Consider the following 25,604-nt stretch of genomic DNA (forward strand, 5'->3'; position numbering starts at 1 on the left):
ATCCGAGTCATGATGATGAACGCGCGCCGCGTCCCGGGTGGGTTCGGCCCCACGGGGCGCTTCTTCGGGCCGGGCGAGCTCCGCCTGGCCGTCCTCGCGCTGATCGCCGAGCAGCCCGGCCACGGCTACCAGGTCATGAGCCGCCTGGCCGACCGCTTCAACGGCACCTACGAGCCGAGCGCCGGCTCCATCTACCCCACCCTGCAGTTGCTGGAGGACGAGGGTCTCGTACGCGTCGAGCAGGCCGACGGCCGCAAGGTCTACCACGTCACCGACGAGGGCCGGCGCGCCGCCGAGGACCAGGCCGACGAGATCGAGCGGCTCTGGGGCCGGGCGGCCAGCCGGGGCGAGTGGGGGATGTTCCGCGAGCCCGAGGCCGCCGAGATCGTCGGTCCGGCGCTGCGGATGGTCAAGGCGGCCGTGAAGACGCTGGCGCACGCGCACGGCGACCCGAGGGTCGTCGAGCGCATCCTGGAGATCTTCGTCGAGGCCCGCCACCGCATCGACGATCTCGACCCGAGGGGGAGGCGATGAGACAACCCCTCGCCCGCAGGGTGCTCGACCGGATGTTCGTCCGGGGGGAGGTCGTCGAGGTCGAGCGGATGACGCCCCGCATGCGGCGGATCAGGATCGCGGGGGAGGCCCTGGCCGGCCTGAGCTGGACGCCGGGCCAGCACGTGCGGCTGCTGGTCGGCGACGGCCGGGGCCTGCTGGGCGGAGTCCTGCGGACGTACTCGATCTGGCGGCACGACCCCACCTGGGAGGCCGTCGATCTGATCGGCTACGACCACGGCGGCGACGCCCCGGGCGCCTCCTGGGTCAGGAGCGCCGCGCCCGGCCAGGAGATCTCGTTCACCAGGCCGGAGGGGAGCTTCGTGGTGAAAGAGGCGCCGTACCACGTGTTCGCGGGGGAGGAGACGGCGTCGGTGGCATTCGGCGCGATGCTGCGCGCCCTCCCGGAGGATGCGGCCGTCTACGGAGCCGTGGAGGCCGACGGGCCCGGCGAGCACCTCGACCTGCCCAGGAAACTCGTCCGGGTGTGCCGGGACGGCGCGCCGGCGGCCGGCTCCCGTGCGCTGGTGGACGCGGTCCGCGAGCTGGACCTGCCGGATCGGCCCGGGGTCGCCTATCTCGCCGGCGAGGCACGCACGATCCAGGCCGTCCGCGCCCACCTGGTCGGCGAGCGCGGCTGGTCGCGGCGGGACGTGCGCACCAAGCCGTTCTGGACCCCTGGCAGGCGAGGGCTCGACTGACGCGGCCGCCCGCCATCCGTGATAGTAATACCGGTATAGTTATCGGTAGGCGGACGAGGAGGGGCCCATGATCGAGCTGAAGAGCGCCGGGGAGATCGACGCGATGCGGGAGGCGGGCAGGGTGGTCGCCGCCGTGCACGCCGCCGTGCGGGAGCGGGCCGCCGTCGGGGTGTCGCTCGAGCAACTCGACGAGGTGGCGCGGACCGTCATCGCCGAGGCCCGGGCGGGGGCGTCGTTCCTGGGCTACCACCCGTCGTTCGGCGCCACGCCGTACCCGGGCGTGATCTGCACCTCGGTGAACGGGGTCATGCTGCACGGCCTGCCGACGCCGTACCGGCTGCGCGACGGCGACCTCATCAGCGTGGACTGCGGCGCGTACGTCGACGGCTGGCACGCCGACGGCACGGTGAGCTTCACGGTCGGCGAGCCGCGCGCGGAGGACCTGAAGCTGATCAGGGTGGCGGAGGAGACGCTGGCCGCCGGCATCGAGGCGGCCCTGCCCGGCGGCCGGATGGGCGACATCGGCCACGCCATGTCCACGGTCGGCCGCGGCGCCGGCTACGGCATGCAGAACGATTTCGGCGGCCACGGCATCGGGCGGGCCATGCACGAGTCGCCGTTCGTGCCCAACGAGGCGCGCCGGGGGCGCGGCCTGCCGCTGCGGCCCGGCCTGGTGATCGCGATCGAGCCCAGCCTGATGGCCGGGGGCGGCGACGACTATGTCATGGCGGAGGACGGCTGGTCGGTGTGTTCGGCGGACGGCAGCCGAAGTGTGCACGTGGAGCACACGGTGGCCATCACCGCCGACGGCCCGGTCGTCCTCACTCTGCCCTAGGGGTCCGGGGTCGTCGGCGAGTCACGAAAACCTCGGATATCCCTCGGGCTCGCACACCGATTCGTCAAGAAACGTGATCTTCCGCACCTCTTCCCCCAGGCGGGGCATTCTTGCAGGTCAAGAGCGAAATTGGGGGTGTTTGTTGAAAGTGGACATAGGGCAGATCTTCTCCCGATAGCTACGGAGAGTAGTCGATAGGCATCAGAGGAGAAGATATGTATAGAGCAGGGCTTATCCTGGCGGGCCTCGCCGGCGGGATGGTCGCGTTCGGCGGCTCGGCGCTGGCTGTGTCACCCAGCGTGACCGCCGCGCCGGTCCAGGCCGGGATCCTGCAGGCCCCCAGCGACGACGACGGCAGAGTGCTGCACTTCGGTGAGTGGAACAACTTCGGCGAGGACAACGACGTCGTCGACCTCGACCTCCTGAACGAGCTTCTCTCGAGCGTCCTGAGCGGCTGACGAAACGGTACGAAGGGGCCCGCGCCGGCGGGCCCCTTCGCCGTGCCGGGGTCCTCCGGCGCTGGACCCTGACACCGTGTCATGGCCTTCAATGGCCTACGTCCTGTCGTCGCCCATCTGCGAGGTCGCACGATGATCGCCTACCTGGGCTCCGGCCCGTACTGCTACGCCAACTGCCTGGCCATGATGATCGGCCGGGACGCCCCGGCGCCCGGCGTCATCGAGACGCTGACGGGGTCGCCGTTCGGGATGCAGCTCGCGGGCGGCCGTACCCCGTACTTCGACCCCTACGGCTGGGACCCCGAGCTGGGGGTCGACGCCGCCGTCGAGCTGCTCGGCTGGGAATGCGAGCGGAGCGAGGCGGGCACTGCCGAGGAGGCGCTGGCCCGGCTGCGTGCCGCGGTCGAGCGCGGCCCCGCCATGGCCGGGCCGATCGACATGGGACGGCTGCCCTACGTCCCGGACGGCAGTGGCGACCACTACGTCCTGGTGCTGGCGGTGGAGGGCGGCGTCGTGGTCGTGCACGATCCGCACGGCCATCCCTACGCCACCCTGCCGGTCGCGGACTTCCTGGCCTCCTGGCGGGCGGATTCGGTGGAGTACGTCAAGGCGCCGTACGTGCTGCGCACCGGGTTCGCGCGGGTGCGGGAGACGGCCGTCCCGGAGGCGTTGCGTGCCTCGCTGCCCGCCGCCGTCCGCTGGCTGGAGGGGCGGGACGACCTCCCGGTGGCGCCGGGCTCGCTCGGCGGCGCCGCCGCCGCGCTGGGGCTGGCCGAGATGGTGGAGAAGGGGCTCGACGACGAGGTGCGCGGGCTGCTGCTGCATTTCGGCGTACGCGTCGGCGCCCGGCGGCTTGCCGACGCAGCCGTGTGCCTGGAGCTGATCGGCCTGGAGGAGGCGGCCTCCGTCGCGGCCGGGCAGGCCCGCGTGCTCGGCAGCCTGCAACTTCCACTCACCCTGGGCGACGACGCGGCCGTGGCGGCGGGGCTGCGGCGGCTGGCCCCCACGTACGAGCACCTGCGATCGCTGCTGAGCAAGGCCCCGGATCTCGCCTGATCACCCCGTACGGTCTGTCCCTGTGGAGCCGCCGATCCGGCCTTTTCCAAGAAGGCCTCTGCCGACGTGCGGCCTGCCCACGGGGACCTGCGGTCCGTCTCCTCGGGGGAGGAAGTGAAGGGCGGCGCTCACCGTGTCGGCGGCTCTGAAGCGGCCGGCCTGCGGGGGCGGGGCAAAGGGAGCGAGGCGTGCGGGCCCGGCCGCGGTCCTTGTGCGGGGGGAGGCGCGGCCGGGCCCGCTGGGAGGGGAGCGCCGTGGGCGTGCGGTGGGAACCGGCTCGGGGTGTGGCCGGTGAAGCCCTGGCGCTCCCTTGGCCTTTCAGCGGGCGGCGAAGTCCTGGGTCCAGGTGGGGCCCTTGGTGTGGTGTCCGACGCCGATGTGGGTGAAGGCGCAGTTCATGATGTTGGCCCGGTGTCCGGGGCTCCTGAGCCAGTCCCTGACCACGGCGGCCGCGGTGGGCTGGCCCTTGGCGATGTTCTCGGCGGCCCTGGTGAAGGTGAAGCCCGCCGCCGTGATCCGCTGGTCGAAACTGCGGCCGTTGCGCGAGTCGTGGTCGAAGTAGTCGTTGACCGCCATGTCGGCCGAGTGGCGTTCGGCGGCCAGGTGCAGCTTGGGGTCGTGGATGAGGGGCTTGCAGCCGTTCTTGACGCGGGCGTCGTTGGTGAGCTTGACGACCGCCGTCTCCACCGCCGAGGCGAAGCCCTTGCCGGCCGTCGCGCGCCCGCAGGTCAGCTTCGCCGAACGGGACTTGTTGACCCGGCCCTGCGCGTCGAGAGCGATCACGTAGTAGCGGCGGGTGGTGGAGGTGCAGTCCGCGCCCGCGGTGATCCGCCCGTTGCCGATGACCTTGGAGCCGCTCTTGACGACGCGGTCGGGGCCGGTGACGTCCAGCGCGATGCGTACCCGGAGGCGGGCCTGGTCCGCGCAGCCGGTCCTGACCGCGATGCCGCGGATCTTGCCCTTGGAGACGGCCGGCTTGACCGCGACCACCCGGCACGCCTGCTGCTGGGCCTGCGGCGCGGCGGCGAGCTGTGCGGCGGGCGCCTGTTCGGCGGGTGTCTGCGTGGCAGGCGGCTGCGCGGCGGGCGCTTGCGCGGCAGGCGGCTGCGCGGCAGGCGGCTGCGCGGCGGGTGCTTGCGTGGCGGGCGCGCAGGCGCAGCTCAAGGCCGCCAGACTCCCGGCGCAGGCCAGTGCCTGGAGCTGTCTGCGCATTTCTGTCCTCCGGTTGAGGGGCTCGACACCGCGTCGAATCCGCATTCTGGTCCTCCGAAGTCGGCCATGTCCCGAAAAGTTCGGCCATACCTGGAGCTCCAAGTGATCGAACCGTGATGAGACCTGCGCCGAGCTCGGTAAACCATAGCGGCCCCCTGAACGTCAGGGGGCCGCGGGGTCTCAGCAGGCGGCTAGCACTGTACGGGCTTCAGCCACGAGCACTCGAGGTCGCCCGCCGGGGCGTCCTGTGCCGTGCGGAGCTCGGCCGGGGCGTTGACCGGGTTCGCGCGGGAGAACTGCGCGAGCCGGACGGCGATCTTGTCCTCGATGTCCTTCGGCGAGCCCGACAGGTACTGGTTCAGCATGATCGAGAAGATCAGCGGCTCGCCGTCGGCGCTGGTGACATACCCGGACAGCGACGTCACGCCGGTCAGCGAGCCGGTCTTGGCGTGGACGTTGTTCGCGGCCGGCGTGTTGCGCATCCGGTTGCGCAGCGTGCCGCCGACGAAGCGGTCGGCGTTGCCGGCGATGGGGAGGGACTCGTACCAGGTCGGGAACCACGGCTTGCCGCGGACGGCGGTCAGCAGCTGCGCGATCGAGCCGGGCGAGAACCCGTCGCGGCGCGACAGCCCGGAACCGTCCCGCATGTTGATCACCTGTACGCCGTTCGCCCTGGCGAAGTCGGTGCTCACCTTGAGTCCGGCCGACCACGTGCCCTGGTTCACGGCCTTCCGGCCCATGGCCTTGGTGAGGATCTCGGCGTGGATGTTGTTGCTGAGCTTCATGAACGGCACCAGCAGCTCGCCCAGCGTCATCGACTCGTGCTTCGCCAGCTCCTTCGCCCCCTCCGGGGTCGCCCCGGTCGTGGTGGGGCCGAGCACCTTGACGCCGTGCTTCGTGAGCGACTTGCGGAACAGCGAGGAGACGTACGCGGTGGGGTCGTCCACGGCCACCCACTCCTGGTACGGGCTCGCCACCGTACCGGTGATCACGACCGTGCGGGTGCCGTGCTGCCGCTCGATGAGCACGTTCGTCTGGGAGCCCACGGTGGCCTTGTTGACGATCTTCAGGTAGTCGGTCTCCGGCGTCGTGGACACCTTGACCTTGTCACCGTCGGCGGCCACCGCCACGATCACCGAGCCCGCGTCGTAGTCCCGGTCGGGCGAGGCGGTCAGGGCGGAGATCGGCGCCGCGTAGTAGGCGGTCTCGTCGTCCCACGACCAGTCGTTGCCGAGCCGCTGGGAGTCGAACCACGTGTCGTCGGCCACCAGCTTGCCCGTGACGACCTTGATGCCCGCCGCCGCCACCTCCGCCGCCAGCGCGTCGTAGTCCGCGGCCAGCATGGTCGGGTCGCCGGTGCCGCGCAGCACCAGGTCGCCGGTCAGGAATGAGCCCGCCTTGCGGCCGCTGCTCAGGACGGTGGTGGTGAAGCGGTAGTCGAGGCCGAGCGTCTCCGCCGCCGCGGCCGAGGTGAAGAGCTTGGTGTTGGACGCGGGGATCATGAGCTTGCCGGCGTCGGTGGCGTACAGTTCCTCGCCGGTCTGGGCGCTCTTGACCACGACGCCGGCTCTGGCGATCGTGAGCCGCGAGTCGCTGAGGATCTCGTTGATGTCCTGCGTGAGGTCGGCCACGCCGGCCGAGGGGTCGAGGGCGATGGCGGGCGAGGAGGGACCGGACGCCCACGCGAGGGCCGCGACGAGCGCGCCCGCGACGAGGGATGCTGAGGTGCGCCGCATGGGTTCTCCAAGAAGACTGGGGGATCGCCTGAGAGCATGAATCACCCCCGCCCCCGTGTAATCCGCAAATATCCGTATTTCTCCCGCTGTCCGCGGTCCCGTGCCTCCAGTCCGTCTCCGGCGCGCCACCCATCGCACTCGCACATGCTCTGGAGCCCGCGCTCCCCACGCCGCGCACACAGGCGAAGCGGGTGATCCACCCCGCCCGGCGGCGCAGTACGCACAGGCATGCGTCGAAGGCGGGTGGCGGGCGGGTCAGGCGGACGGCTGGCCGGAAGTCAGCAGAAAGCCGCAGTCGCCGAACGAGATCTCGTCCCCCGACTTCACCCGGGCGGGGCCGACGAGCCGCCAGCCGTTCAACCGAGTCCCGTTGAGCGAGCCCAGGTCGACCAGCATCCATCCGCCGTCGTCCTGCCGCCGCAGCTCGGCGTGGACCCGGGACACCGTCAGGTCGGACAGCACGAGGTCACAGGCCGACCCCCGCCCCACCACGTAGCGGAGCCGGTCGTCGTCGGGCAGCGCCAGCCGGGGCAGTCGCGGCCGCCGCCAGGCGGCCTGCAGCTTGGTGGTGAACTCCGACACCGCCGCCACTGCGTCGGTCAGCCGCTGGCGGATCGTGGGCCGCCGCGGCAGGTCGGCCACCAGCTCGTCGAGCTCCCACTGGTTACGCGCCCGCAGTGCCTGGTCGACCCGGCCGATGAAGGTGTCGTGGGAGATCCGGCCCTCTACGGCGCGGTCTTTGAGCTCGTCGATCGCACGGTCACGTTCCCCGTCGGATGCGCGAAAGGGCGGATGGGTCGAGCTCATGTAGCGAGTATCGGGCCGAATTTGGCTCGTGTCCAGAAAACGCGGATCAGTTGCAGAGGGGATACTGAGTATGCATACTCAGTATCCATGTCGATCAGACACGGACTGCTCGCGTTGTTGAGCAGCGGACCGCGCTATGGCTACCAGCTGCGGGTGGAGTTCGAGGCGTCGACGGGGGCGACCTGGCCCCTCAACATCGGCCAGGTCTACACGACGCTCTCCCGGCTCGAACGCGACGGGCTGGTCGCGCCGGACGGCGCCGACGAGCAGGGCCGCGCGGTCTACACGATCACCGAGGCCGGTCGTGCGGAGCTGGAGCGATGGTTCAGCACCCCCGTCGCCCAGAACGACCGGCCTCGGGACGAGCTCGCCATCAAGATCGCGATGGCCGTGGCCACCAAGGACGTCGACGTGGGCGACGTCATCCACACCCAGCGCATGGCGACCATGCGCGGGCTGCAGGAGCTCACGCAGGCCAAGCGGGCCGCCGCCGGAGGGCTCGCGCAGCGGCTGGTCCTCGATTCGCTGATTTTCAAGGCCGAGGCGGAGCAGCGCTGGCTGGACCACTGCGAGGCCGTTTCCAAGGAGAAGAACGCATGACTGTGGTGAGGTTGCGAGAGGTGACCCGCGAGCACGGCCAGGTCCACGCCCTGAGGGGCGTGAGCCTGGAGGTGGCGAGCGGTGAGCTGGTCGCGGTCATGGGCCCGTCGGGCTCGGGCAAGTCAACCCTGCTCAACGTGGCCGGCGGCCTCGACAGGCCCACCTCCGGCAGCGTGACGATCGAGGGCCGCGACCTCGCCGAGGTCGCGGACCTGGCCGCGCTCAGGCGCGGCAGCGTCGGGTACGTCTTCCAGGACCTCAACCTGATCCCGTCCCTGACGGCCGCCGAGAACGTGATGCTGCCCAGGGAGCTCGACGGCGTCCGGACGGGCCAGGCCAGGAAAGAGGCGCTGATCGCGCTGGCCGACGTGGGCGCCGAGGAGATCGCCGACCGCTTCCCCGAGGAGCTGTCCGGCGGTCAGCGCCAGCGCGTCGCCATCGCCAGGGCGTTGGTCGGCGAGCGGCGCCTGCTGCTGGCCGACGAGCCGACCGGCGCACTCGACACCGCCACCGGCGACGAGATCCTGCGGCTGCTGCGCTCCCGCTGCGACGACGACGGCGTGGCGGTGCTGCTCGTCACCCACGAGCCGCGCTACGCGGCGTGGGCCGACCGCGTGATCTACCTGCGCGACGGCCTGATCGCGGAGTCGAACACCGTGCGGCTGGAGAGCGCCCGATGAGCGTCTTCCGCGCCGCGCTGCGGATCTCACGCCGGGACGCGCTGCGCTTCAAGGGCCGCACCGCGCTGATCATGGTGATGATCGGCCTGCCGGTGCTGGTGATCACAGCGGTGCTGACCGGCGCCGCCACCACGGACCTCACCCTGCGGGAGACGCTGAGCTCCACGCTGGGCGCGGCCGACGCCCGCATCGACACCATCCCCGCCCGCACCCCGATCAAGCAGAATTACGACGGTGGAGTCCCCAACCAGCCGCTGATAGAGAGCTCCGGGCCCCCATGGACGCCCGCCGAGATCAACAAGCTGCTCGACGGCCGCCTCCTCCGCTACCAGTCCAACGTCGTGGACGCCAAGCTGGCGGACGGCTGGTCTTCGGTGGAGGTGTTCGAGGCGGATCTGCGCGACCCCATGACCAGCGGGATGCGCGCCCTCGTCGAGGGCCGGTTCCCCGCCGCGCCCGGTGAGGTGGCCGTGTCCCCCGAGATGGTCGACAGGGGCGCCCGGATCGGCGGCACGATTCAGGTGTGGCGGCCGGACCGCACCGTGCGGGTGGTCGGCGTCGTCGCCCATCCGAACCGCCCCGGCCTGCGCGAGATGGTCGCGCTGCCGGAGGGGCTGCTGCCGCATCAGAACGACGGCAACAGCAGCGGCTGGCTGATCGACACGCGTGCACCCGTGCAGTGGGCGGACATCCGGCGGCTCAACGACCAGGGACTGGTTGTCCTCTCCCGTGCCGTGGTCGAGAGCGCAACGCCGGACGAAACCGGCATAGCGGACTTCGCTCCGGACGACGGCATGCGCGGGCTGGCCTGGCTCGGCATCGCCGTCGTGCTGATCATCACCGAGACCGTCCTGCTCGCCGGGCCGGCCTTCGCCGTCGGGCTGCGGCGCAGGCGCAGGGAACTGGCGGTCATCGCGGCGCAGGGCGCGGACGGCCCGCAACTCCAGACGATCGTGCTGGCCGACGGGCTCGTGCTCGGCGGCGCGGCCGCGCTGCTGGGCGCCGCCCTCGGGATCGGCGCGGGCGCCGTGGCGGAGGGGGTCGCGGCCCGCGTGCTGGACTGGCAGCACGGCCCCCTGGACGTCCCGTGGTCGCAGGTGCTCGGCGTGGCCTTCCTCGGCCTGATCAGCGGGCTGACCGCCGCGCTGGTGCCGGCGGTCCAGGCGAGCCGGCAGAGCCCCGCGCAGGTGCTGGCCGGACGCGCCGCCGTGGACACGCGCGAGCGCGCGGGACGCCCCATGGTCGGGATCGTGCTGGTGGTGCTCGGGCTCGGCGGCAGCGTCTACGCCGTGAGCCACGGCGTGCTGTCCGTCGCGGCGTCCGCCGTGCTGCTCGTTCTCGGCCTGGTCGCGCTCATGCCGTGGCTGGTGCGGGCCACTGGAGGGCTGGCCGCGCGGCTGCCGCTCGCGCTGCGCCTGTCCGTGCGCGACGCGTCACGGCACCGTGTCCGCACGGCCTCCGCCGCCGCGGCCGTCATGGCGGCCACCATGGGCGCGGTCACGCTCGGCATCGGCGCCAGCAGCTCCTACGCCGCGCGAGAGGCGGCCCGCGACTCGGTGGTCCCCGTGGGCACCATGACGATCCGCGCCCACGACGCGACCGGCCCGACATGGGCCAGACTGCGGGCGGCCGTCCAGCAGAGCCTGCCCGGGGTGTCCCTGGTCGAAGGGCTGGAGCCCGAGGACACACGTGGCCGGAACGTGCTCCTGACCGTCGGCGGGAGGAACTGCGGCGACAGGTGCAGCCACGGTTTCTACGCCCCGGTGCCGGTCGGCGACGAGCGCTTGCTCGCCCTCCTGCAGGGCCGCCGTGACCCGCAGGCCGCGGCGGCGCTGGCGGCCGGCAAGGTCGTGGCGTTCGATCCCGCTGTGGTCCGCGACGGCATGGTCGAGCTGAACGCGAGGTACTGGAATGCCGAAGGCGCGACATCGGGCAAGGTGTGGCGGGTGCCTGCCGTGGTGGCGCGTGGTGCCGACGCGAATCAGGGCGGCGTCATCGTGCCTGCGGGGGTGCTGGCGCAGGCGGGGTTCAAGGCAGTGCCGCGCACGCTCTACGCCGCGGGCGTCACCGTCGAGGAGCTCCCTCTGCAGACCCACCTGAGGGTGGTGGGCGCCGAGACGGCGTACATCAACCTCGAGCGAGGCTACGACGAGGACCGCTTCTTCGTCCTGCTGATACTCCTCGGCGCGGCGCTCGTCCTCGTGCTCGGCGGGACGTTCGCGGCCACCGGCCTGGCCGCCGCCGACATGCGCCAGGACCTCGACACCCTGTCGGCGGTCGGCGGGGCGCCGCGGGTGCGCCGGCTCGTGGTGGCGGCCCAGGCGGCGTACATCTCGGGCCTCGGCGCCCTGGTGGGACTGCCGGCGGGCGCGGTGAGCGGCATCGTCGCGACCTGGCCGCTGACCCGTGAGGGCTTTCGCCAGCAGGGGGATCCGGTGGCCGCGTTCGGGCCCACGACGATCGACGTCCCCTGGTTGTTCCTGGCCGGGGTGGTGATCGGGCTGCCGCTGCTGGCGGCGCTGGTGGCGGGCGCGTTCACGCGGACGCGTCTGGTGCTGGCGCGGCGGGTGGCGTAAGGCGGTACTTCAACGTCATCAGCACCGACGCCAGGATGATCAGCGTGGGGACCGCGGTCGTCCCGATGAGGACCGCGGTCACCGCGCTGTCCGGCTGCTGGACCGGCCTGCTCGGCTCCGACTCGATGAAGCCGCCGATCGACAGGATCACACCGAAGATCAGCGCGCCGGACGAGCTGACCGCGCTCTCGATGGCCGTCCACAGGCCGGTCAGCACGCCGGCCCGGCGCTTGCCGGTCTTCGCCGCGTCGGTGGCGATGACGTCCGCCAGCATCGAGAACTGCAGCAGTTGCAGGCCGGAGAACCCGACGCCCACCAGCGTGATCGTCACGTGCGCCCACACGGCGCCGAACAGCGGCGTCGCGATGGCCGCCGCCGCGCCGCCCGCGTACAGCACCGCCGCCAGGATCATCGCGCCGCGCTTGTCGAACCGCTTGGCCAGCCGCACCCACAGCGGCATCGTCAGCAGGATCGGCCCCACCAGCGCGGCGAAGAGCGTCTGCGTGGCCTTGGGGGAGCCGAGCGTGTAGGTGGCGAAGTACGGTGCGGCGGCCAGCATCATGCTGACGGCCAGCATCTGGGTGCAGGCCAGCACAGTCAGCCACAGGAATGCCGAGTTGCCCTTGATCGCGGCGAACTGCTCGCGCCACGTGCCCCGGTCCGCCTCCGGCGCGCCGGTCATGGGGGCGCGGGCGGTGCCGAAGAACGCGCCGATCATGGCGGCGAACAGCACGATCGCGATCGTGACGGCCATCGTCCGGTAGCTGCTCAGCGTGCCGTTCTCGCCCTCGCCGGTGGCGATGGCCGGCGCGAGAATGCCGCTGATCGCCGTGGCCACGCCGATGAACACCATCCGCCACTGCAGCAGCGAGGTGCGCTCGTGGTAGTCGTGCGTCATCTCGCCGGGCATCGCCTTGTAGGGCACCTCGAACAGCGCGTACGCCGTCGCCGTCGCCAGGTAGCACACTCCCACGTACCCGGCGGCCGCGACGCCCGTCACCGGCGGCCCGGCGAACACCAGGAAGAACGCGACCGGCAGCGTGCACGCCCCCGCCAGCAGCCACGGCCGCCGCGGGCCCCAGCGTGAGACCGTCCGGTCCGACCAGCGCCCGACCAGCGGGTTGATGGCCAGGTCCCAGACCTTGGGCGCGGTGACCACCACACCGGCCAGCCACGCGGGCACGGCCAGGAAGTTGGTCATGTAGTAGAGCAGGAGCAGCCCGGGCACGGCGTTGACCGTGGCCGTGCAGAAGGAGCCCACCCCGTAGCCGAGGCGCACGCTCCTGGGAACCGTGGGCGTGCTCACCACCGGTGTGATCATGCTCTCATTGAAGCCGAGCGAGAGCTTGTTTGGGGAGGCCCAGTTTCCGCGCGCACGCGGCGAAGGGCCCGGGCGCCCGGGCCCTCGCGCACGGCTTCGTCAGTCGCTCACGTCGGCGCAGACCACGTGGGCGCCGATCTCGATCATCCGGCGCTCGCTGCGCGCGTCCGCCACCCTGGCCATGAGGATCGGCGCACCGCTGGCCGCGAACTGCGGCAGTCTGGCCCGCACCAGCCGGTGCAGATCGCGTACGACGTCCTCGGCGGCCGACATGTGGGTCTTCACGTGCAGCATGATTCCCGTCGCGCCGGACGCGGTCCGGGCCTCGGAGATCCAGACGTGGTGCACCAGCGGGAAGTCCATGAGCAGTTGCCCGATCGCCTGCCGCAGCGCGGGCAGGATCGGGTGCGTGCACCGCCGGTAGCCCGGGTCCACCTGCTGCATCGGCCCGGACAGATGTGGCCGGGGCGCGGGCACCCACGGGATCGCCGGCGCCTGCGGGGCCGGCGTCGCCACCTGGGCCAGCGCGGCACCGCGCGACACGGTGGCCATCGCGCCCGTCGCGTAGGCGGCCGGCACCGCCCCCGACAGGACGGGCGTGGGCCCCGTGCGCGTCGTGGTGAGGAAGCGCTGGAGGTCGTCGATGGGCACGGCCGCGGCGGCTGGTCCGGCCGCGTCGATCACGATCTCCCGCACACCGGTGACGCGCTGGATGTCCAGGATGGTGTCGGCGTCGCACGCCGACAGGGAATGGCTGCCGCGGTGCCGGGCGTAGGTGGCCGGGCTGGTGTAGCCCAGCAACACGCGGTCACCGGCCTGTGTCGTCCCGAGGACGACCGAACGATCTGGTCGCACTGCCACCAGGACACCACCGTCGGCGAGAGCGCCCAGCAGGCGGTGGGGCGTGCCATGCTGGGCGAGCACGTCGGCAAGCGCAGGATTCCCGATGCTCATATGACGAACGATAGGTAGTTGGCCACGGCTTATCAGGCTAATGGTGAAGAAATCTTCCGATCAAGACAAAGATGGGCGCGGAGTGGATGACTTTTCCGCTCGGTGGGTAGGGCGGCAGCTGTCTCACATGGTGGGTCTCTCGTGAACGCTTTCACAAGCGCCGGATAGACTCGGTGGGACCGCCGGGGGATCCGTGGAGGTGTCCCTCGTAGACCCGTGCAAGCCCCTAAGGATTCACGCCTGTGAACAAGCCCGTCGTTCTGGTCGCAGAGGAGCTGTCCGAGGCTGGCCTCGCCGTGCTCGGCGCTGATTTCGAGGTCCGCCACACCGACGGCGCCGACCGTTCCCAGCTGCTGCCCGCGCTCGCCGACGTGGACGCGCTGATCGTCCGCTCCGCCACGCAGGTCGACGCCGAGGCCATCGCCGCGGCGCCCAAGCTGCGCGTGGTCGCCCGCGCCGGCGTCGGTCTCGACAACGTCGATGTCGAGGCCGCCACCAAGGCCGGCGTCATGGTCGTCAACGCGCCGACCTCCAACATCACCAGCGCCGCCGAGCAGACGGTCGCGCTCATCCTGGCCAGCGCGCGCAACACGGCCCAGGCCCACGCCGCGCTGAAGAGGGGCGAGTGGAAGCGGTCCAAGTACACCGGTGTCGAGCTCGACGAGAAGGTCGTCGGCATCCTCGGCCTGGGCAAGATCGGCCAGCTGGTGGCGCAGCGGCTGCAGCCGTTCGGCGTCGAGCTGATCGCCTACGACCCCTACCTTCCGCCGGCCCGCGCCGCGCAGATGGGGGTCAAGCTGGTCAGCCTCGAGGAGGTGCTCAAGCAGGCCGACTTCATCACCGTGCACCTGCCCAAGACCAAGGAGACCCTCGGGCTCATCGGTGACGAGGCGCTGCGCAAGGTCAAGCCGAACGTCCGCATCATCAACGTGGCGCGCGGCGGCATCGTCGACGAGGCCGCGCTCTACTCCGCGATCAAGGAGGGGCGTGTCGCGGGCGCGGGCCTCGACGTGTTCGCCAAGGAGCCGTGCACCGACAGCCCTCTGTTCGAGCTGGACCAGGTCGTCGTCACGCCGCACCTCGGCGCCTCCACGCACGAGGCCCAGGAGAAGGCCGGCACCCAGGTCGCGCGGAGCGTGAAGCTGGCGCTGGCGGGCGAGTTCGTGCCGGACGCCGTCAACGTCCAGGGCGGCGCGGTGGCCGAGGAGGTCAAGCCGGGCCTGCCGCTGGCGGAGAAGCTGGGCCGGGTGTTCACCGCGCTGGCCGGCGAGGTCGCCACCAAGCTCGACGTCGAGGTGCGCGGCGAGATCGCCTCCCAGGACGTGCGGGTGATCGAGCTGGCCGCGCTCAAGGGCATGTTCGCCGACGTGATCGAGGAGCAGGTCACGTACGTCAACGCGCCGCTGCTGGCCAAGGACCGCGGCATCGCCGTCGAGCTGGTCACCAGCTCCGAGAGCCCCGACTGGCGCAACGTGGTGACCGTGCGCGGCGTGCTCGCCGACGGCCGCCAGGTCTCGGTCTCGGGCACGCTGTCCGGGCCCCGCCAGATCACGAAGATCGTCGAGGTCAACGGCTACGAGATGGAGATCGAGCCGACGGCCCACCTGGCGTTCTTCACCTACACCGACCGGCCCGGCATCGTCGGCGTGGTCGGCCGCCTCCTCGGCGAGCACAACGTCAACATCGCCTCGATGCAGGTGGCCCGCTCCACCAAGGGCGGCAAGGCGCTCATCGCCCTGACCGTCGACTCTGCCATCCCGGCCGAGGTGATCGAGCAGATCGTCTCCGAGATCGGCGCGGAGAGCGGCCGCTCGGTGGACCTGGAGGACTGACCCTCCGTCTCGCCATAAAGGCCGCCGCCCTCCGGGGCGGCGGCCTTTTGTTGTCTCAACATGCGAGATACTAGGACATCCAACGAGATGCCTCAGGTATCGTAACGACAAATGCGCCAGGTGCTCGTACTCATTACCTGCCGCGGCGAGGCCTGTTAGGGCAGGTCGACGACTCGCCGCGGTGAGTGGCGTTGTGTGTCGGCCGGTAAGTCCCCTTCGTTCGGTCCGTGACCCGGACCGCGAGATCAGGCCCCGTTCGGATTCGGGACCGGGGTCCGATGTCCTCCATTGGAACGCGCCCGCGAAACGAGATGAGAATCATGTACGAGATGTATGCCTGGAACCGTGCCGAGGAACACGAGGACAAGGCGGCGGAGGCTGTCCAGACTGCGCTGGACCGCCGCGACAACGGCGGCGCGCCGGAGCACCCCGGCCGGTAGGGCAGAGGGGGGCGCTGGGAACAGCTGTCCGAAAAGTGAGATGATGTGTTCGTCAGTCGAGACGAGCCGGTAAGGTACCGCCATGGATTCGCGTAACATCCGCCTGGCCGTCATCCCTGGAGACGGCATCGGCACCGAGGTCGTGGCCGAGGGGCTCAAGGTCCTCGAAGCCGTTGGCACGAAGATCGAGCCCACCCACTACGACCTGGGCGCCGCGCGCTATCACCGCACCGGCGAGACCCTGCCCGACGCGGTGCTGGAAGAGCTGCGCGGCTACGACGCGATCCTGCTCGGCGCTGTGGGCGACCCCAGCGTCCCGCCGGGCATCCTCGAGCGCGACCTGCTGCTCCGGCTCCGCTTCGAGTTCGACCACTACGTCAACCTGCGGCCGGTCAAGCTGTTCCCCGGCGTGGAGACCCCGCTGGCCGACACCCCCGCTGAAGACATCGACATGATCGTCGTCCGCGAGGGCACCGAGGGCCTCTATGCGGGCACGGGCGGCGCCATGCGGCGCGGCACGCCGCACGAGATCGCCACCCAGGAGTCGCTCAACACCGCCTACGGCGTCGAGCGCGTGGTGCGTTACGCGTTCGAGAAGGCCAAGACGCGGCCGCGCAAGAAGCTCACGCTCGTCCACAAGACCAACGTCCTCACCTACGCCGGCGACCTGTGGCAGCGCACGGTCAACCGTCTGGCGGAGGAATACCCCGAGGTCACGACCGACTACTGCCACATCGACGCGGCCTCGATGTTCTTCGTGACGCAGCCGGAGCGGTTCGACGTCGTCGTCACCGACAACCTGTTCGGCGACATCATCACCGACCTCGGCGCGGCCATCGCGGGCGGCATCGGCCTGGCCGCCAGCGGCAACATCAACCCCGAGCGCACCTCGCCCAGCATGTTCGAGCCGGTGCACGGCAGCGCCCCCGACATCGCCGGGCAGGGCAAGGCCGACCCGACCGCCACCATCCTGTCCGTCGCCATGCTCCTCGACCACCTCGGCCTGCACACCGAGGCCGCCAGGGTCGAGCAGGCGGTCGCCGACGACATCGTGGAGCGCCTGGCCGGCTGGGCGGGCCGCACCACCCACGAGATCGGCGACGACATCACCGCGCGAGTATCCGGCTAGGACCGCCTAGCCCCGACGCGCCTGGCGGTCCGCGGAAGGACCGCCAGGCGCTTTTTCACGCCCAAAAAGGCCGAATCGCCCATCGGCCGCTTGCCATCCCATATAGCGAGACAATAGGAAGTACGGGCTGCCTTCGGGCAGTCCTGCCGTAGGACCGTGGATCCGCAGATCCGTGGGATCCGGTAAATTTCGCAGATTCGCAGAGAGAAGGACCGCCGTCATGACCATCGCTCAGAAGCTCGGCTTCGACGTGCAGCTATCCGACCACGCTCGCACCGCGGCAGAGCGCGAGCAGGTACTGGCGAACCCGGGATTCGGTCAATTCTTCACCGATCACATGATCTCGATCGACTTCACCGAGGGCCAGGGATGGCACGACGCCAGGCTGATGCCGTACGGCCCGCTCTCTCTCGACCCGGCCACCTCGGTCTTCCACTACGCGCAGGAGCTATTCGAGGGCCTCAAGGCCTATCGCCAGATCAGCGGCTCGATCGTGATGTTCCGCCCGTACGCGAACGCCGCCCGCTTCAACCGCTCGGCCGCCCGCATGGCCATGCCCGAGCTGCCCGAGGAGACGTTCGTGGAGTCGCTGGAGCTCCTCGTCGAGACGGACAAGGAGTGGGTGCCCACCACCGAGGGGCACAGCCTCTACCTGCGGCCCTTCATGATCGCCACCCAGGCGGGGCTCGGGGTCAACTACCCGTCCAAGTCGTACAAGTACATGGTGATCGCCTCGCCGGCGGCCTCGTACTTCACGGGCGGCATCAAGCCCGTCTCGGTCTGGCTGTCCACCGAATACACCCGGGCCGCCCCCGGCGGCACCGGCTTCGCCAAGTGCGGCGGCAATTACGCCGCCGCGTTCGTCGCCCAGCGGCAGGCGGTGGAGCACGGCTGCGACCAGGTGGTGTGGCTGGACGCCCACGCCCACGAGTACGTCGAGGAAATGGGCGGGATGAACCTGTTCTTCGTCTTCGGCAACAAGCTCGTCACCCCCGCCCTGACCGGCACCCTGCTGCCCGGCATCACCAGAGACTCGATCCTGTCGCTGGCCGGCGACCTCGGCCTGGAGACCGAGGAGCGCCTCATCTCCGTCGACGAGTGGCAGTCCGGCTGCGAGTCCGGCGAGCTGACCGAGGTCTTCGCCTGCGGTACGGCGGCCGTGGTGACGCCGGTGGGCTCGGTGAAGGGCGCCGACCGGTCCTGGACGATCGCGGACGGCACCCCCGGGCCGGTGACCATGCGGGTCCGCGAGGAGCTGGTCGGCATCCAGTACGGCGCCCGCCCCGACGCCCACAGCTGGATCCACAAGATCGTCTAGTCGGGGTGGGCGAGCAGCTCCGGAAGCGTCCCCTTGAAGGACAACAGCCTCCTGAGCACCGCGGGCCAGAATCCGGCCGGCGCCTCCCGAGCCGCCCGCTCCACCGTCAGCGCGCAGGCAACGCGTAGCCCGTCGTCCTCGGCCAGCCCGACGACGTGCTGGACCGGCCCCATGGCTGGGCGGAACGTGGCCACCAGTTCCTCGTCGGCGAGAACCCCCGCCTCCCGGATCGGGGGGATCACGTTCCACGGGTAGTGGTAGGCGAGCCCGGCGGCCACGGCGGCCCGCGCGGCCGCCGGGCTCTGGGCCGCCAGCCAGTACAGGTCATCGCGCGGGAGCGACCGCGCGAGCGGCTCAGGGAAACCCTCCCGGGCGGCCAGCGAGCACAGCACGTGTTTCGGCAGCGGCGCGTCGCGGTGCGCGTCGACCAGGCCGGGCCAGGGCAGCGGGCCGTCCTCGCCGGCCACGGCCAGCAGCACCGCCTCGCACTCGCTCGGGACCGCGCACGCGCGGCGTGCGCCCACCGGGCGAAGACCCCGCGAGGAGGAATGCTGGCCTCGAAGATCCGTTTGACGATCATGGAGCTGAGGTGGGAATTCCGGGCGTGGCCGGGGCCCCGGTCACTCTTGCCCATGCGTTCCAGCGCCTCGTCGGAGAGCTCGCTGATCACTTCGGCCAGCAGGGCGTCCGGCGCGTGGACCAGGACCCGCAGGTCCGCGTCCTGCGGGGACCTTGCGACCGGCGTCTGCTCGATCCGGTGGAGCAGGCTTTCGAACGTCCCCGTGTGCGCGGTCAACACCGCGGCGGCCGTCGGCCAGGCCGCTCGATCGTCGCCGAGCCACTGCCGCAGCAACCCGCCCACGCCCTTCCAGAACATCGCTGTCTTCGGGGTGTCGACGTCGGCGACCGCCCGTACGAACAGGTCCAGGCGCGACGTGGCCAGGATCTGCTCCCGCACCGCCTCCTCCGACACGGCCTGCCGGACGAACGTGTGCCTCGTCTCACCGACCCTGGCCAGGGCGGTCTCCCATACCCACCGCGGAATGGGCTGTCCCCGGTCCCCGAGACGGACGGCCACGAGCGAGTCCCACGGCGTGAGCAGGGCCCGGGTCAGCTCGTCGGGGCAGTCCCGGCGCGCGATCAGGGCCCGACGCTGCACCCGGCCGAACGGCTTCCGCCGGTGCTCGGCCGCCAGCTCCGCCCAGTCCGGCCGTCCGTCGGCAAGCACCGCGTCGCAGTCGAGGACCGTGGTCCGGGACCTCAGCGCGGCACTCACCTTGATCGGCGGCGCCTCGACGGCGACCGGCGGCTCCCGCGGAACCAGCCCCTCGGCCCGGAGATCGGCCTCGGCGACGCACCTCAGGCCCGCGTCGAGCCATGACACCAGGCGCCAGATCAGCTCCGTCACCCACTCCGGCGGGTCATGGGGCGTCCGCATCGCCGCTACGGGTTCTTCCTGATCAGCGTCATGCCGTCGGCGACCGGCAGCATCAGCACGGTCACTCGCGGATCCTCGATCACCAGGTCGTTGAACTCGCGGATCTCCACCGTCGTCGGCTCGTTGCGGGCGGGATCGGCCACGTGGCCGCGGCGCAGCGTGTTGTCGGCGATCAGCAGCGCACCCGGCCGCATGCGGGCCATCAGCAGCTCGTAGTAGCCGGGGTAGTTGCCCTTGTCGGCGTCCAGGAAGGCCAGGTCGATGATCTCGTCGAACGCGGCCAGCGTCTCCAGCGCCGGTCCCAGTGTGAGCGTCACCCGGTCCGCCACGCCGCCCTTCGCCCAGTACCGGCGCGCGATCGACGTCCACTCCTCGCTCACGTCGAAGCAGTGCAGCCGGCCGCCCGACAGGCCGCGCGCGATGCACAGGGATGAATATCCGGTGAACGTCCCCACCTCCACCGCCACGTCAGGCGCGATCAACTGAGTGATCATGGTGAGGAAGAGACCTTGGTCGGGTGAGATCTGCATGCCCGCGTTGCCGCCCGTGGCCTGCGCGGTCTCCTTCGCCAGCTCCTCCAGCAAGGGGTCGGGGCTGGTCGAGTGCTCGAGGAGGTACTGTGCGACGGCGGGAGCGATGAGGTCTGCCTTCATGTGGCCACGATAGGGTCTGCGCGATGCGAATCATGAAACGTTTTGTGGCGGTTGTGCTCGCCTGCGCGGCGGTGGCGGGGTTGTGGTGGTCCAATCCTGGCGCGTCGTCGTCCGAGGGGGTGCGGCTGTCCAGGCAGGCCGACGGCTCCATGGTGCTGGCCGACAGGTCGAGCAACGCGCCCGTGCTGGACGTGTTCGAGGACTACGACTGCCCGGTCTGCAAGGACATGCACGCCAAGGTCGACGCCACGATCCAGCGGCTGGCGCGCGAGGGCAGGGTCAGGGTCGTCTTCCACCCTGTGACGATCTTCCAGGACGAGCCCATGCGCTCCAACTCCATCCGCGCCGCCGCGGCCGCACGCTGCATCCCCGAGCAGAACTGGCTGGCGTTCAGGGACGAGCTGTACGCCATCCAGCCCGCGCCGCACGGCGTGGCGTCGGGGTTCACCGTGGAGGAGCTGGTCAAGGCGGCCAGGAAGGCGGGCGCTGCCGTGGACGACTGCGTGACGTCGCAGTCGTACGCGAAGGCGCACGTGGAGGCGAGCGCCAAGATCCAGCTGGAGGGCACGCCGACGCTGGTGCTCGACGGCCGGCTTCTGGGCGGCGAGGCGTTCGACCCCGCCGCGCTGGAGCGCGCCATCACCGGAGGAGCCGGAGTCGTCGTATGACGTCCCACCGATTGAGACCGGTGTGCCGAATGGTGAATCCGTATGGCACACTGGGGAGCACCATGTTCTACGGTCTGCTCATTATCGGCAGGCGCGCTGGCTGATATAGGGACACCGCCAGCGCGCAGACCTCTCACGTCCGTGAGGGGTCTTTTTGTTTTCCAGGAAGAAGTGAGACAGATGGCCGACGACCGGTTCCACGTATACGACACGACGCTGCGGGACGGCGCGCAGCAGGAAGGGCTCAACCTGACCGTCGCCGACAAGCTCGCCGTCGCGCGTCACCTGGACGGCCTGGGCGTCGGTTTCATCGAAGGGGGCTGGCCGGGCGCCAACCCCAAGGACACAGAGTTCTTCAGGCGCGCTCAAACAGAGCTCGACCTGAAGCACGCGCAGCTCGCCGCGTTCGGCGCGACCCGCCGGGCCGGTGTGAAGGCAGCCGACGACCCATTGGTGGCCGCTTTGCGCGAATCCGGCGCGCCGGTCGTGACCCTTGTCGCCAAGAGCCACGACCGGCACGTGGAGCTGGCCCTCCGCACGACCCTCGAGGAGAACCTCGCGATGATCCGCGATACGGTCTCCCACCTCCGTGCGGAGGGACAGCGAGTCTTCCTCGACGCCGAGCACTTCTTCGACGGCTACAAGTCCAATCCAGCCTACGCGCTGGAGGTCATCAGGACGGCCGCCGAGGCCGGGGCCGACGTCATCGCCCTGTGCGACACCAACGGCGGCATGCTCCCCGACGAGCTGGCCGACATCGTCCACGAGGCCGTCCAGACGAGCGCCCGCGTCGGCATCCACTGCCACGACGACACCGGCTGCGCGGTCGCCAACACGCTGGCCGCCGTCAAGGCGGGCGCCACGCACGTCCAGGGCTGCGCCAACGGCTACGGCGAGCGCTCCGGCAACGCCAACCTCTTCACCGTCGTCGCGAATCTCCAGCTCAAGCGGGGCTTCGACCTCGTGCCGCCGGCGGCGCTCGCCGACATGACCCGCATCGCCCACGCGATCACCGAGGTCACGAACGTCACCCCCAACTCGCACGCGCCGTACGTCGGCATGTCCGCCTTCGCCCACAAGGCCGGCCTGCACGCCAGCGCCATCAAGGTCGACCCCAACCTCTACCAGCACATCGACCCGGCCGCCGTCGGCAACGACATGCGCATGCTGGTCTCCGACATGGCCGGGCGGGCCTCCGTCGAGCTCAAGGGCCGCGAGCTGGGCTACGAGCTCACGCCCGAGCACACCAAGACCCTGGTCGAGCGGGTCAAGGACCTCGAGTCCAGGGGGTTCACGTTCGAGGCCGCGGACGCGTCGTTCGAGCTGCTGCTGCGCGACACCGTCCACGGGGAGCGCAAGCGCCACTTCGAGGTCGAGTCGTGGCGCGTCATCGTCGAGCGCACCAAGGGCGGCGAGCTGGTCAGCGAGGCCACCGTCAAGCTGCACGCCAAGGGCGAGCGCATCGTGGCCACCGGCGAGGGCAACGGGCCCGTCAACGCCCTGGACAAGGCCGTGCGGCTGGCCCTGGAGAAGCTCTACCCCGAGCTGGCCAAGCTGGAGCTGATCGACTACAAGGTGCGCATACTCGAGGGCACCCACGGCACCGGCGCCATCACCCGCGTGCTCATCACCTCCAGCGACGAGACCTCCGAGTGGGCCACGGTCGGCGTCGCCGAGAACATCATCGACGCCTCGTGGCAGGCCCTGGAGCAGGCGGTCACGTACGGGCTGCTGCGCGCGGGCCGCGACTGCTGAGCCTCCGCCGGGGTGTGGAAGCCTTCACACACCCCGGCCGAGGTCTCACAAGGTGCTCAGAGGACGCCGGTGGAGAACGAGACGCCCTCCACCGTGACCTTCCCGCCGGAGCACGACACCTTGGGCGAGTCGGTGCCCGGGACGACCACCGTCAGCAGCGACTTCGCCGCCGGCGACACGATCACGTTGGTGGGAGTCCTCGACAGGTAGGTCGGCGACACCCAGCCGAGCTTGCCGCCGCGCTGCACCTTCTGCCCGCCGATCCGGTCGCACCCGGAGAACTGCACCAGCGTGACCTTGAACTTGCCGTCCGCCAGCACGACCTTGCCGCCGCCGTTCGAGACGACCTTGAGCGACGGATGGAACCGCCAGAGGTTACTGACCTCCTTGCCGCCCGACGCCGTGTCCAGCACCGCCATCAGGTCCTCGCCGTGGTTGACCAGTACGGACCGGGTCCGGCTCACGCCGTACGCCTTGTCGGTCAACCGGAATGACTGCCGGTCCTCGCCGTAGGAGGACTTGACGAGCTTGGTGGGGGTGCGCGGCCGGAACCGGGCGCCGACCACCGTGGGGACGTTGTGCGCCTCCGGCGAGAGCGTCCAGTAGCGGTAGGAGCTCTTCTCATAGGAGTGGAAGCCGCCGTCCACGAGGATGTCGCGGCCCTGCGCGTAGTACGTCACGCCCAGGTGGTCCTCGTGCCCGTGGTACTTCATGCCGGGCCCGAACCTGATCGAGTAGTACGCCGACTCCGGCTTGCCCCAGGCCGTCCGGCCGAAGACGTAGCCCGCCCGGTACGCCTTGACCTCCTGCTTCGGCGTACCGGTCTCCATCTTCGGCTCGGTGTCGGCGGTCCCGTCCCCGATGGGCACCATGTAGCCGTTGGGCATGGTCGCGTGGGCGATGAAGTCCTTCAGCGCCTCGGTGCGGGAGGCGATCGCGCCGGGCACCTTGCGGTCGCAGGCCTTCATGTTGGTCATCGCGAGCTGGAGCCGGCCGTAGACGTAGACGGCGTACCGCGGCGCCTGCTCCATCAGCGCGCCCTGGGAGTCCACGTCGAGCTGGACCGTGCCGGTGAGGCGCCTGGAGGCCAGGTCGGCCCAGTCCTTGCGGTCGTAGCGGCAGCCGATGCCCATGAGCGCGATGTCCTGGTCGATGCCGTGGTTGTGGCCCTTCTTGTAGAGCCGCGGGTCCGCCAGCAGCTTGGCGTGGACGGCCAGGCTCTCCTTCAGCCAGCCCTCCTTGACGTGCATGCTCAGGCACAGCAGCGGCTGGGTGCGCAACGAGACCGGGTGGTCCTTCCACACGTACGGTTTGGTCCCGGGGGCGCCGTACTTGTTGTTCGCCACCCAGTCCTGGGCGATCTCCTTGGCGCGCTCCAGGTAGCGCCGCTCGCCGGTGTTCTCGTACGCGACGACCAGCGTGCCCATCCAGCGCAGCGACTGGAAGACGAACTCCCAGGAGCGGTTCCCGTACGGGCTCGCGTCCCAGTTGATCTTCTTGCCAAGCTGGTACACCGGAAGCCCCACCAGCGCCAGCTCGCCCCGCATGACCTCCTCGGCCGTCGGCGTGCCGGGCAGCCAGTCACCCTGGCACGCCCAGGTGCGGTCGACCTTGTCGGCCTGGGCCGGGCTCACGTGCCCGCCGAGTGCGAGCGTGAGGGCAAGAGGTATCGCGAGCCGGCGCACGCCAGTTCCTTTCGGGACAAAAGATGAGGGCGGAACATGCTGTCCGAATCGCGATCAACTGGTCAAGTTGAATGACCGATTCGTTAGCCGCGCGATGCCCCACTGGCATGCTGGTGTCCGTGACATTCGACGATCTCGTGATCCCCGACACACCCGCCTGCCGCGGCGCCCTCGAGGTGGCCACCCGCTACCACTCGCCGTCGCTGCTCAACCATTCGATCCGCGCCTACCTGTGGGCGGCCGCGTACGCGCGTGCCAACGACATCGCGTTCGACGCCGAGCTGCTCTACGTGTCGGCCATGCTCCACGACATCGGGCTGGTCGCCGAGTTCGACAGCCACACGGTGCCGTACGAGGAGGCGGGCGGGCACGTGGCCTGGGCCTTCTGCGCCGGGGCCGGCTGGTCGCCCGAGCGCAGGACGAGGGCCGCCGAGGTGATCATCCGGCACATGTGGGAGGAGGTGCCGGTGGAGGAGGATCCCGAAGGACACCTGCTGGAGCTCTCGACCGGCATGGACATCTCCGGCCGCCGCACCGACGAGATCCCCGCCGAGGTGCGGCGGGAGGTGCTGGAGCGCCATCCGCGGCTGGAGATCGCCAAGGAGTTCGCCGTGTGCATCTCCGAGCAGGGGGCGCGCAAGCCGGGCAGCATCGCCGCGCAGTTCGTGCGGAGCGGCATTGTGGACCGCATCGCGCGCAACCCCCTGGACGGCTGACTACTCCTTGGGAGCCGCGGTCTCGGCGACCTCGAACGTCCACACCTCCGAGCCGGTCGCCGCGGGCCCCTGCCCGTGGCCGTGTCCCTGGCCGGCGGCCGCGGCGGCCTGGGCGTGCCCGCGCTGGAACGCCTGGCTCTGCTGCCACTTCTGGAAGTCCTCCTCGCTGCGCCAGCGCGTGTAGACGAGGTACCGTTCGGTGCCCTCCACCGGCCTGAGCAGTTCGAACCACTCGAAGCCGTCGGCGGACTCCACCATCCCGGCCCGCTTGGCGAAGCGCCTTTCGAGCTCCTCGCGCATGTCGGCGGGCACGGTCAGCACGTTGATCTTCACGACGGACAACGGGATCCCCTTTCCTCAGTGAGGACTCCAGGCTAGCCCCGTCCCTCGTGTGATCCACTTCTCGCCGGGCCGTTCCTGTACGAACTCGGCCGGGCGACGCGCCGGCGCCGCCGCCGGGCACAGGCGACGTCAGGAGAGGC

The 25,604-nt window shown here is 70.6% G+C and carries 24 protein-coding genes; 14 read left to right on the top strand and 10 right to left on the bottom strand.

Translation table 11 applies throughout. From position 1 onward, the window contains the following. Positions 1 to 9 precede the first annotated feature (9 nt). From ID574_RS26140 to ID574_RS26160, 5 genes are all read left to right on the top strand, one after another. Positions 10 to 534 (top strand): PadR family transcriptional regulator, encoded by a 525-nt coding sequence (locus ID574_RS26140; RefSeq protein WP_188191608.1) that lies wholly within the window; start codon positions 10 to 12, stop codon positions 532 to 534. Further along, entirely contained in the window at positions 531 to 1,253 is a 723-nt protein-coding gene (locus ID574_RS26145; RefSeq protein ID WP_188191609.1) for a siderophore-interacting protein, read from the top strand. Before ID574_RS26140 ends, ID574_RS26145 begins: the two co-directional genes overlap by 4 nt. Before the next feature lie 67 nt (positions 1,254 to 1,320). Continuing rightward, complete coding sequence (map, locus tag ID574_RS26150; RefSeq protein ID WP_188191610.1) at positions 1,321 to 2,088, top strand: type I methionyl aminopeptidase; 768 nt, start codon at positions 1,321 to 1,323, stop codon at positions 2,086 to 2,088. 215 nt (positions 2,089 to 2,303) lie between these two features. Further along, complete coding sequence (locus ID574_RS26155; RefSeq protein WP_188191611.1) at positions 2,304 to 2,546, top strand: hypothetical protein; 243 nt, start codon at positions 2,304 to 2,306, stop codon at positions 2,544 to 2,546. Positions 2,547 to 2,678: 132 nt separating this feature from the next. Then, entirely contained in the window at positions 2,679 to 3,602 is a 924-nt protein-coding gene (locus ID574_RS26160; protein WP_188191612.1) for a cysteine peptidase family C39 domain-containing protein, read from the top strand. Between the two features lie 318 nt (positions 3,603 to 3,920). On the opposite strand, the gene ID574_RS26165 is transcribed toward ID574_RS26160, so the two are convergent. From ID574_RS26165 to ID574_RS26175, 3 genes are all read right to left on the bottom strand, one after another. Continuing rightward, entirely contained in the window at positions 3,921 to 4,814 is an 894-nt protein-coding gene (locus ID574_RS26165; RefSeq protein ID WP_223167075.1) for a CAP domain-containing protein, read from the bottom strand. Positions 4,815 to 5,005: 191 nt separating this feature from the next. Then, entirely contained in the window at positions 5,006 to 6,550 is a 1,545-nt protein-coding gene (dacB, locus tag ID574_RS26170; protein ID WP_188191614.1) for a D-alanyl-D-alanine carboxypeptidase/D-alanyl-D-alanine endopeptidase, read from the bottom strand. 255 nt (positions 6,551 to 6,805) lie between these two features. Then, the gene (locus ID574_RS26175; RefSeq protein WP_188191615.1) at positions 6,806 to 7,357 is read right to left on the bottom strand and encodes an FHA domain-containing protein; all 552 of its coding nucleotides are present in this window, start codon (positions 7,355 to 7,357) and stop codon (positions 6,806 to 6,808) included. A gap of 87 nt (positions 7,358 to 7,444) precedes the next feature. Here ID574_RS26175 and ID574_RS26180 point away from each other — a divergent pair, with 87 nt between their 5' ends. The 3 genes from ID574_RS26180 to ID574_RS26190 are packed head-to-tail and all read left to right on the top strand — an operon-like array spanning position 7,445 to position 11,213. Beyond that, the gene (locus ID574_RS26180) at positions 7,445 to 7,957 is read left to right on the top strand and encodes a PadR family transcriptional regulator (protein ID WP_188191616.1); all 513 of its coding nucleotides are present in this window, start codon (positions 7,445 to 7,447) and stop codon (positions 7,955 to 7,957) included. After that, positions 7,954 to 8,637: an ABC transporter ATP-binding protein gene (locus ID574_RS26185; protein ID WP_188191617.1), complete on the top strand. Its 684-nt coding sequence runs from the start codon at positions 7,954 to 7,956 to the stop codon at positions 8,635 to 8,637. The genes ID574_RS26180 and ID574_RS26185 overlap by 4 nt, the downstream gene beginning before the upstream one ends. Next, the gene (locus tag ID574_RS26190; protein ID WP_188191618.1) at positions 8,634 to 11,213 is read left to right on the top strand and encodes an FtsX-like permease family protein; all 2,580 of its coding nucleotides are present in this window, start codon (positions 8,634 to 8,636) and stop codon (positions 11,211 to 11,213) included. The genes ID574_RS26185 and ID574_RS26190 overlap by 4 nt, the downstream gene beginning before the upstream one ends. Here the strand turns inward: ID574_RS26190 and ID574_RS26195 are convergent. Together ID574_RS26195 and ID574_RS26200 are read right to left on the bottom strand one after the other, a co-directional pair. After that, positions 11,173 to 12,534 (bottom strand): MFS transporter, encoded by a 1,362-nt coding sequence (locus ID574_RS26195; RefSeq protein WP_188191619.1) that lies wholly within the window; start codon positions 12,532 to 12,534, stop codon positions 11,173 to 11,175. The genes ID574_RS26190 and ID574_RS26195 overlap by 41 nt on opposite strands. A 99-nt stretch (positions 12,535 to 12,633) precedes the next feature. After that, positions 12,634 to 13,488: a hypothetical protein gene (locus tag ID574_RS26200; protein WP_188191620.1), complete on the bottom strand. Its 855-nt coding sequence runs from the start codon at positions 13,486 to 13,488 to the stop codon at positions 12,634 to 12,636. Between the two features lie 242 nt (positions 13,489 to 13,730). On the opposite strand from ID574_RS26200, the gene serA reads away from it, so the two are divergent. The 3 genes from serA (at position 13,731) to ID574_RS26215 (ending at position 18,207) form a co-directional block, all read left to right on the top strand. Then, positions 13,731 to 15,320: a phosphoglycerate dehydrogenase gene (serA, locus tag ID574_RS26205; RefSeq protein WP_188191621.1), complete on the top strand. Its 1,590-nt coding sequence runs from the start codon at positions 13,731 to 13,733 to the stop codon at positions 15,318 to 15,320. 522 nt (positions 15,321 to 15,842) lie between these two features. Beyond that, a complete protein-coding gene (locus tag ID574_RS26210) occupies positions 15,843 to 16,889 on the top strand; it encodes a 3-isopropylmalate dehydrogenase (protein WP_188191622.1) in 1,047 nt (348 codons plus the stop codon). Between the two features lie 220 nt (positions 16,890 to 17,109). Further along, positions 17,110 to 18,207: a branched-chain amino acid aminotransferase gene (locus tag ID574_RS26215; RefSeq protein WP_188191623.1), complete on the top strand. Its 1,098-nt coding sequence runs from the start codon at positions 17,110 to 17,112 to the stop codon at positions 18,205 to 18,207. Here ID574_RS26215 and ID574_RS26220 read toward each other — a convergent pair. The 3 genes from ID574_RS26220 to ID574_RS26230 are packed head-to-tail and all read right to left on the bottom strand — an operon-like array spanning position 18,204 to position 20,298. Continuing rightward, positions 18,204 to 18,449 carry a hypothetical protein gene (locus ID574_RS26220; protein WP_188191624.1) on the bottom strand — a complete coding sequence of 82 codons (246 nt, stop codon included), beginning with the start codon at positions 18,447 to 18,449 and terminating at the stop codon, positions 18,204 to 18,206. The genes ID574_RS26215 and ID574_RS26220 overlap by 4 nt on opposite strands. Beyond that, positions 18,446 to 19,645, bottom strand: a complete 1,200-nt coding sequence (locus ID574_RS26225; protein ID WP_188191625.1) for a hypothetical protein — start codon at positions 19,643 to 19,645, stop codon at positions 18,446 to 18,448. Before ID574_RS26225 ends, ID574_RS26220 begins: the two co-directional genes overlap by 4 nt. Positions 19,646 to 19,650: 5 nt before the next feature. After that, entirely contained in the window at positions 19,651 to 20,298 is a 648-nt protein-coding gene (locus ID574_RS26230; RefSeq protein WP_188191626.1) for an O-methyltransferase, read from the bottom strand. A 32-nt stretch (positions 20,299 to 20,330) separates the two neighbouring features. Here ID574_RS26230 and ID574_RS26235 point away from each other — a divergent pair, with 32 nt between their 5' ends. Both ID574_RS26235 and cimA read left to right on the top strand, forming a co-directional pair. After that, positions 20,331 to 20,966 carry a DsbA family protein gene (locus ID574_RS26235; RefSeq protein WP_188191627.1) on the top strand — a complete coding sequence of 212 codons (636 nt, stop codon included), beginning with the start codon at positions 20,331 to 20,333 and terminating at the stop codon, positions 20,964 to 20,966. A 180-nt stretch (positions 20,967 to 21,146) separates the two neighbouring features. Continuing rightward, positions 21,147 to 22,721: a citramalate synthase gene (gene cimA, locus ID574_RS26240; protein ID WP_188191628.1), complete on the top strand. Its 1,575-nt coding sequence runs from the start codon at positions 21,147 to 21,149 to the stop codon at positions 22,719 to 22,721. 56 nt (positions 22,722 to 22,777) lie between these two features. Here cimA and ID574_RS26245 read toward each other — a convergent pair whose 3' ends face one another. After that, positions 22,778 to 24,406 (bottom strand): heparinase II/III domain-containing protein, encoded by a 1,629-nt coding sequence (locus ID574_RS26245; protein ID WP_223167076.1) that lies wholly within the window; start codon positions 24,404 to 24,406, stop codon positions 22,778 to 22,780. A gap of 119 nt (positions 24,407 to 24,525) precedes the next feature. Here ID574_RS26245 and ID574_RS26250 point away from each other — a divergent pair, with 119 nt between their 5' ends. Further along, positions 24,526 to 25,122: an HD domain-containing protein gene (locus ID574_RS26250; RefSeq protein ID WP_188191629.1), complete on the top strand. Its 597-nt coding sequence runs from the start codon at positions 24,526 to 24,528 to the stop codon at positions 25,120 to 25,122. On the opposite strand, the gene ID574_RS26255 is transcribed toward ID574_RS26250, so the two are convergent. Further along, the gene (locus ID574_RS26255; protein WP_188191630.1) at positions 25,123 to 25,464 is read right to left on the bottom strand and encodes an antibiotic biosynthesis monooxygenase family protein; all 342 of its coding nucleotides are present in this window, start codon (positions 25,462 to 25,464) and stop codon (positions 25,123 to 25,125) included. Between the last annotated feature and the right edge of the window lie 140 nt (positions 25,465 to 25,604).

Origin of the sequence: Nonomuraea sp. SYSU D8015, assembly GCF_008065375.1 — a bacterium.
Lineage (GTDB): Bacteria > Actinomycetota > Actinomycetes > Streptosporangiales > Streptosporangiaceae > Nonomuraea.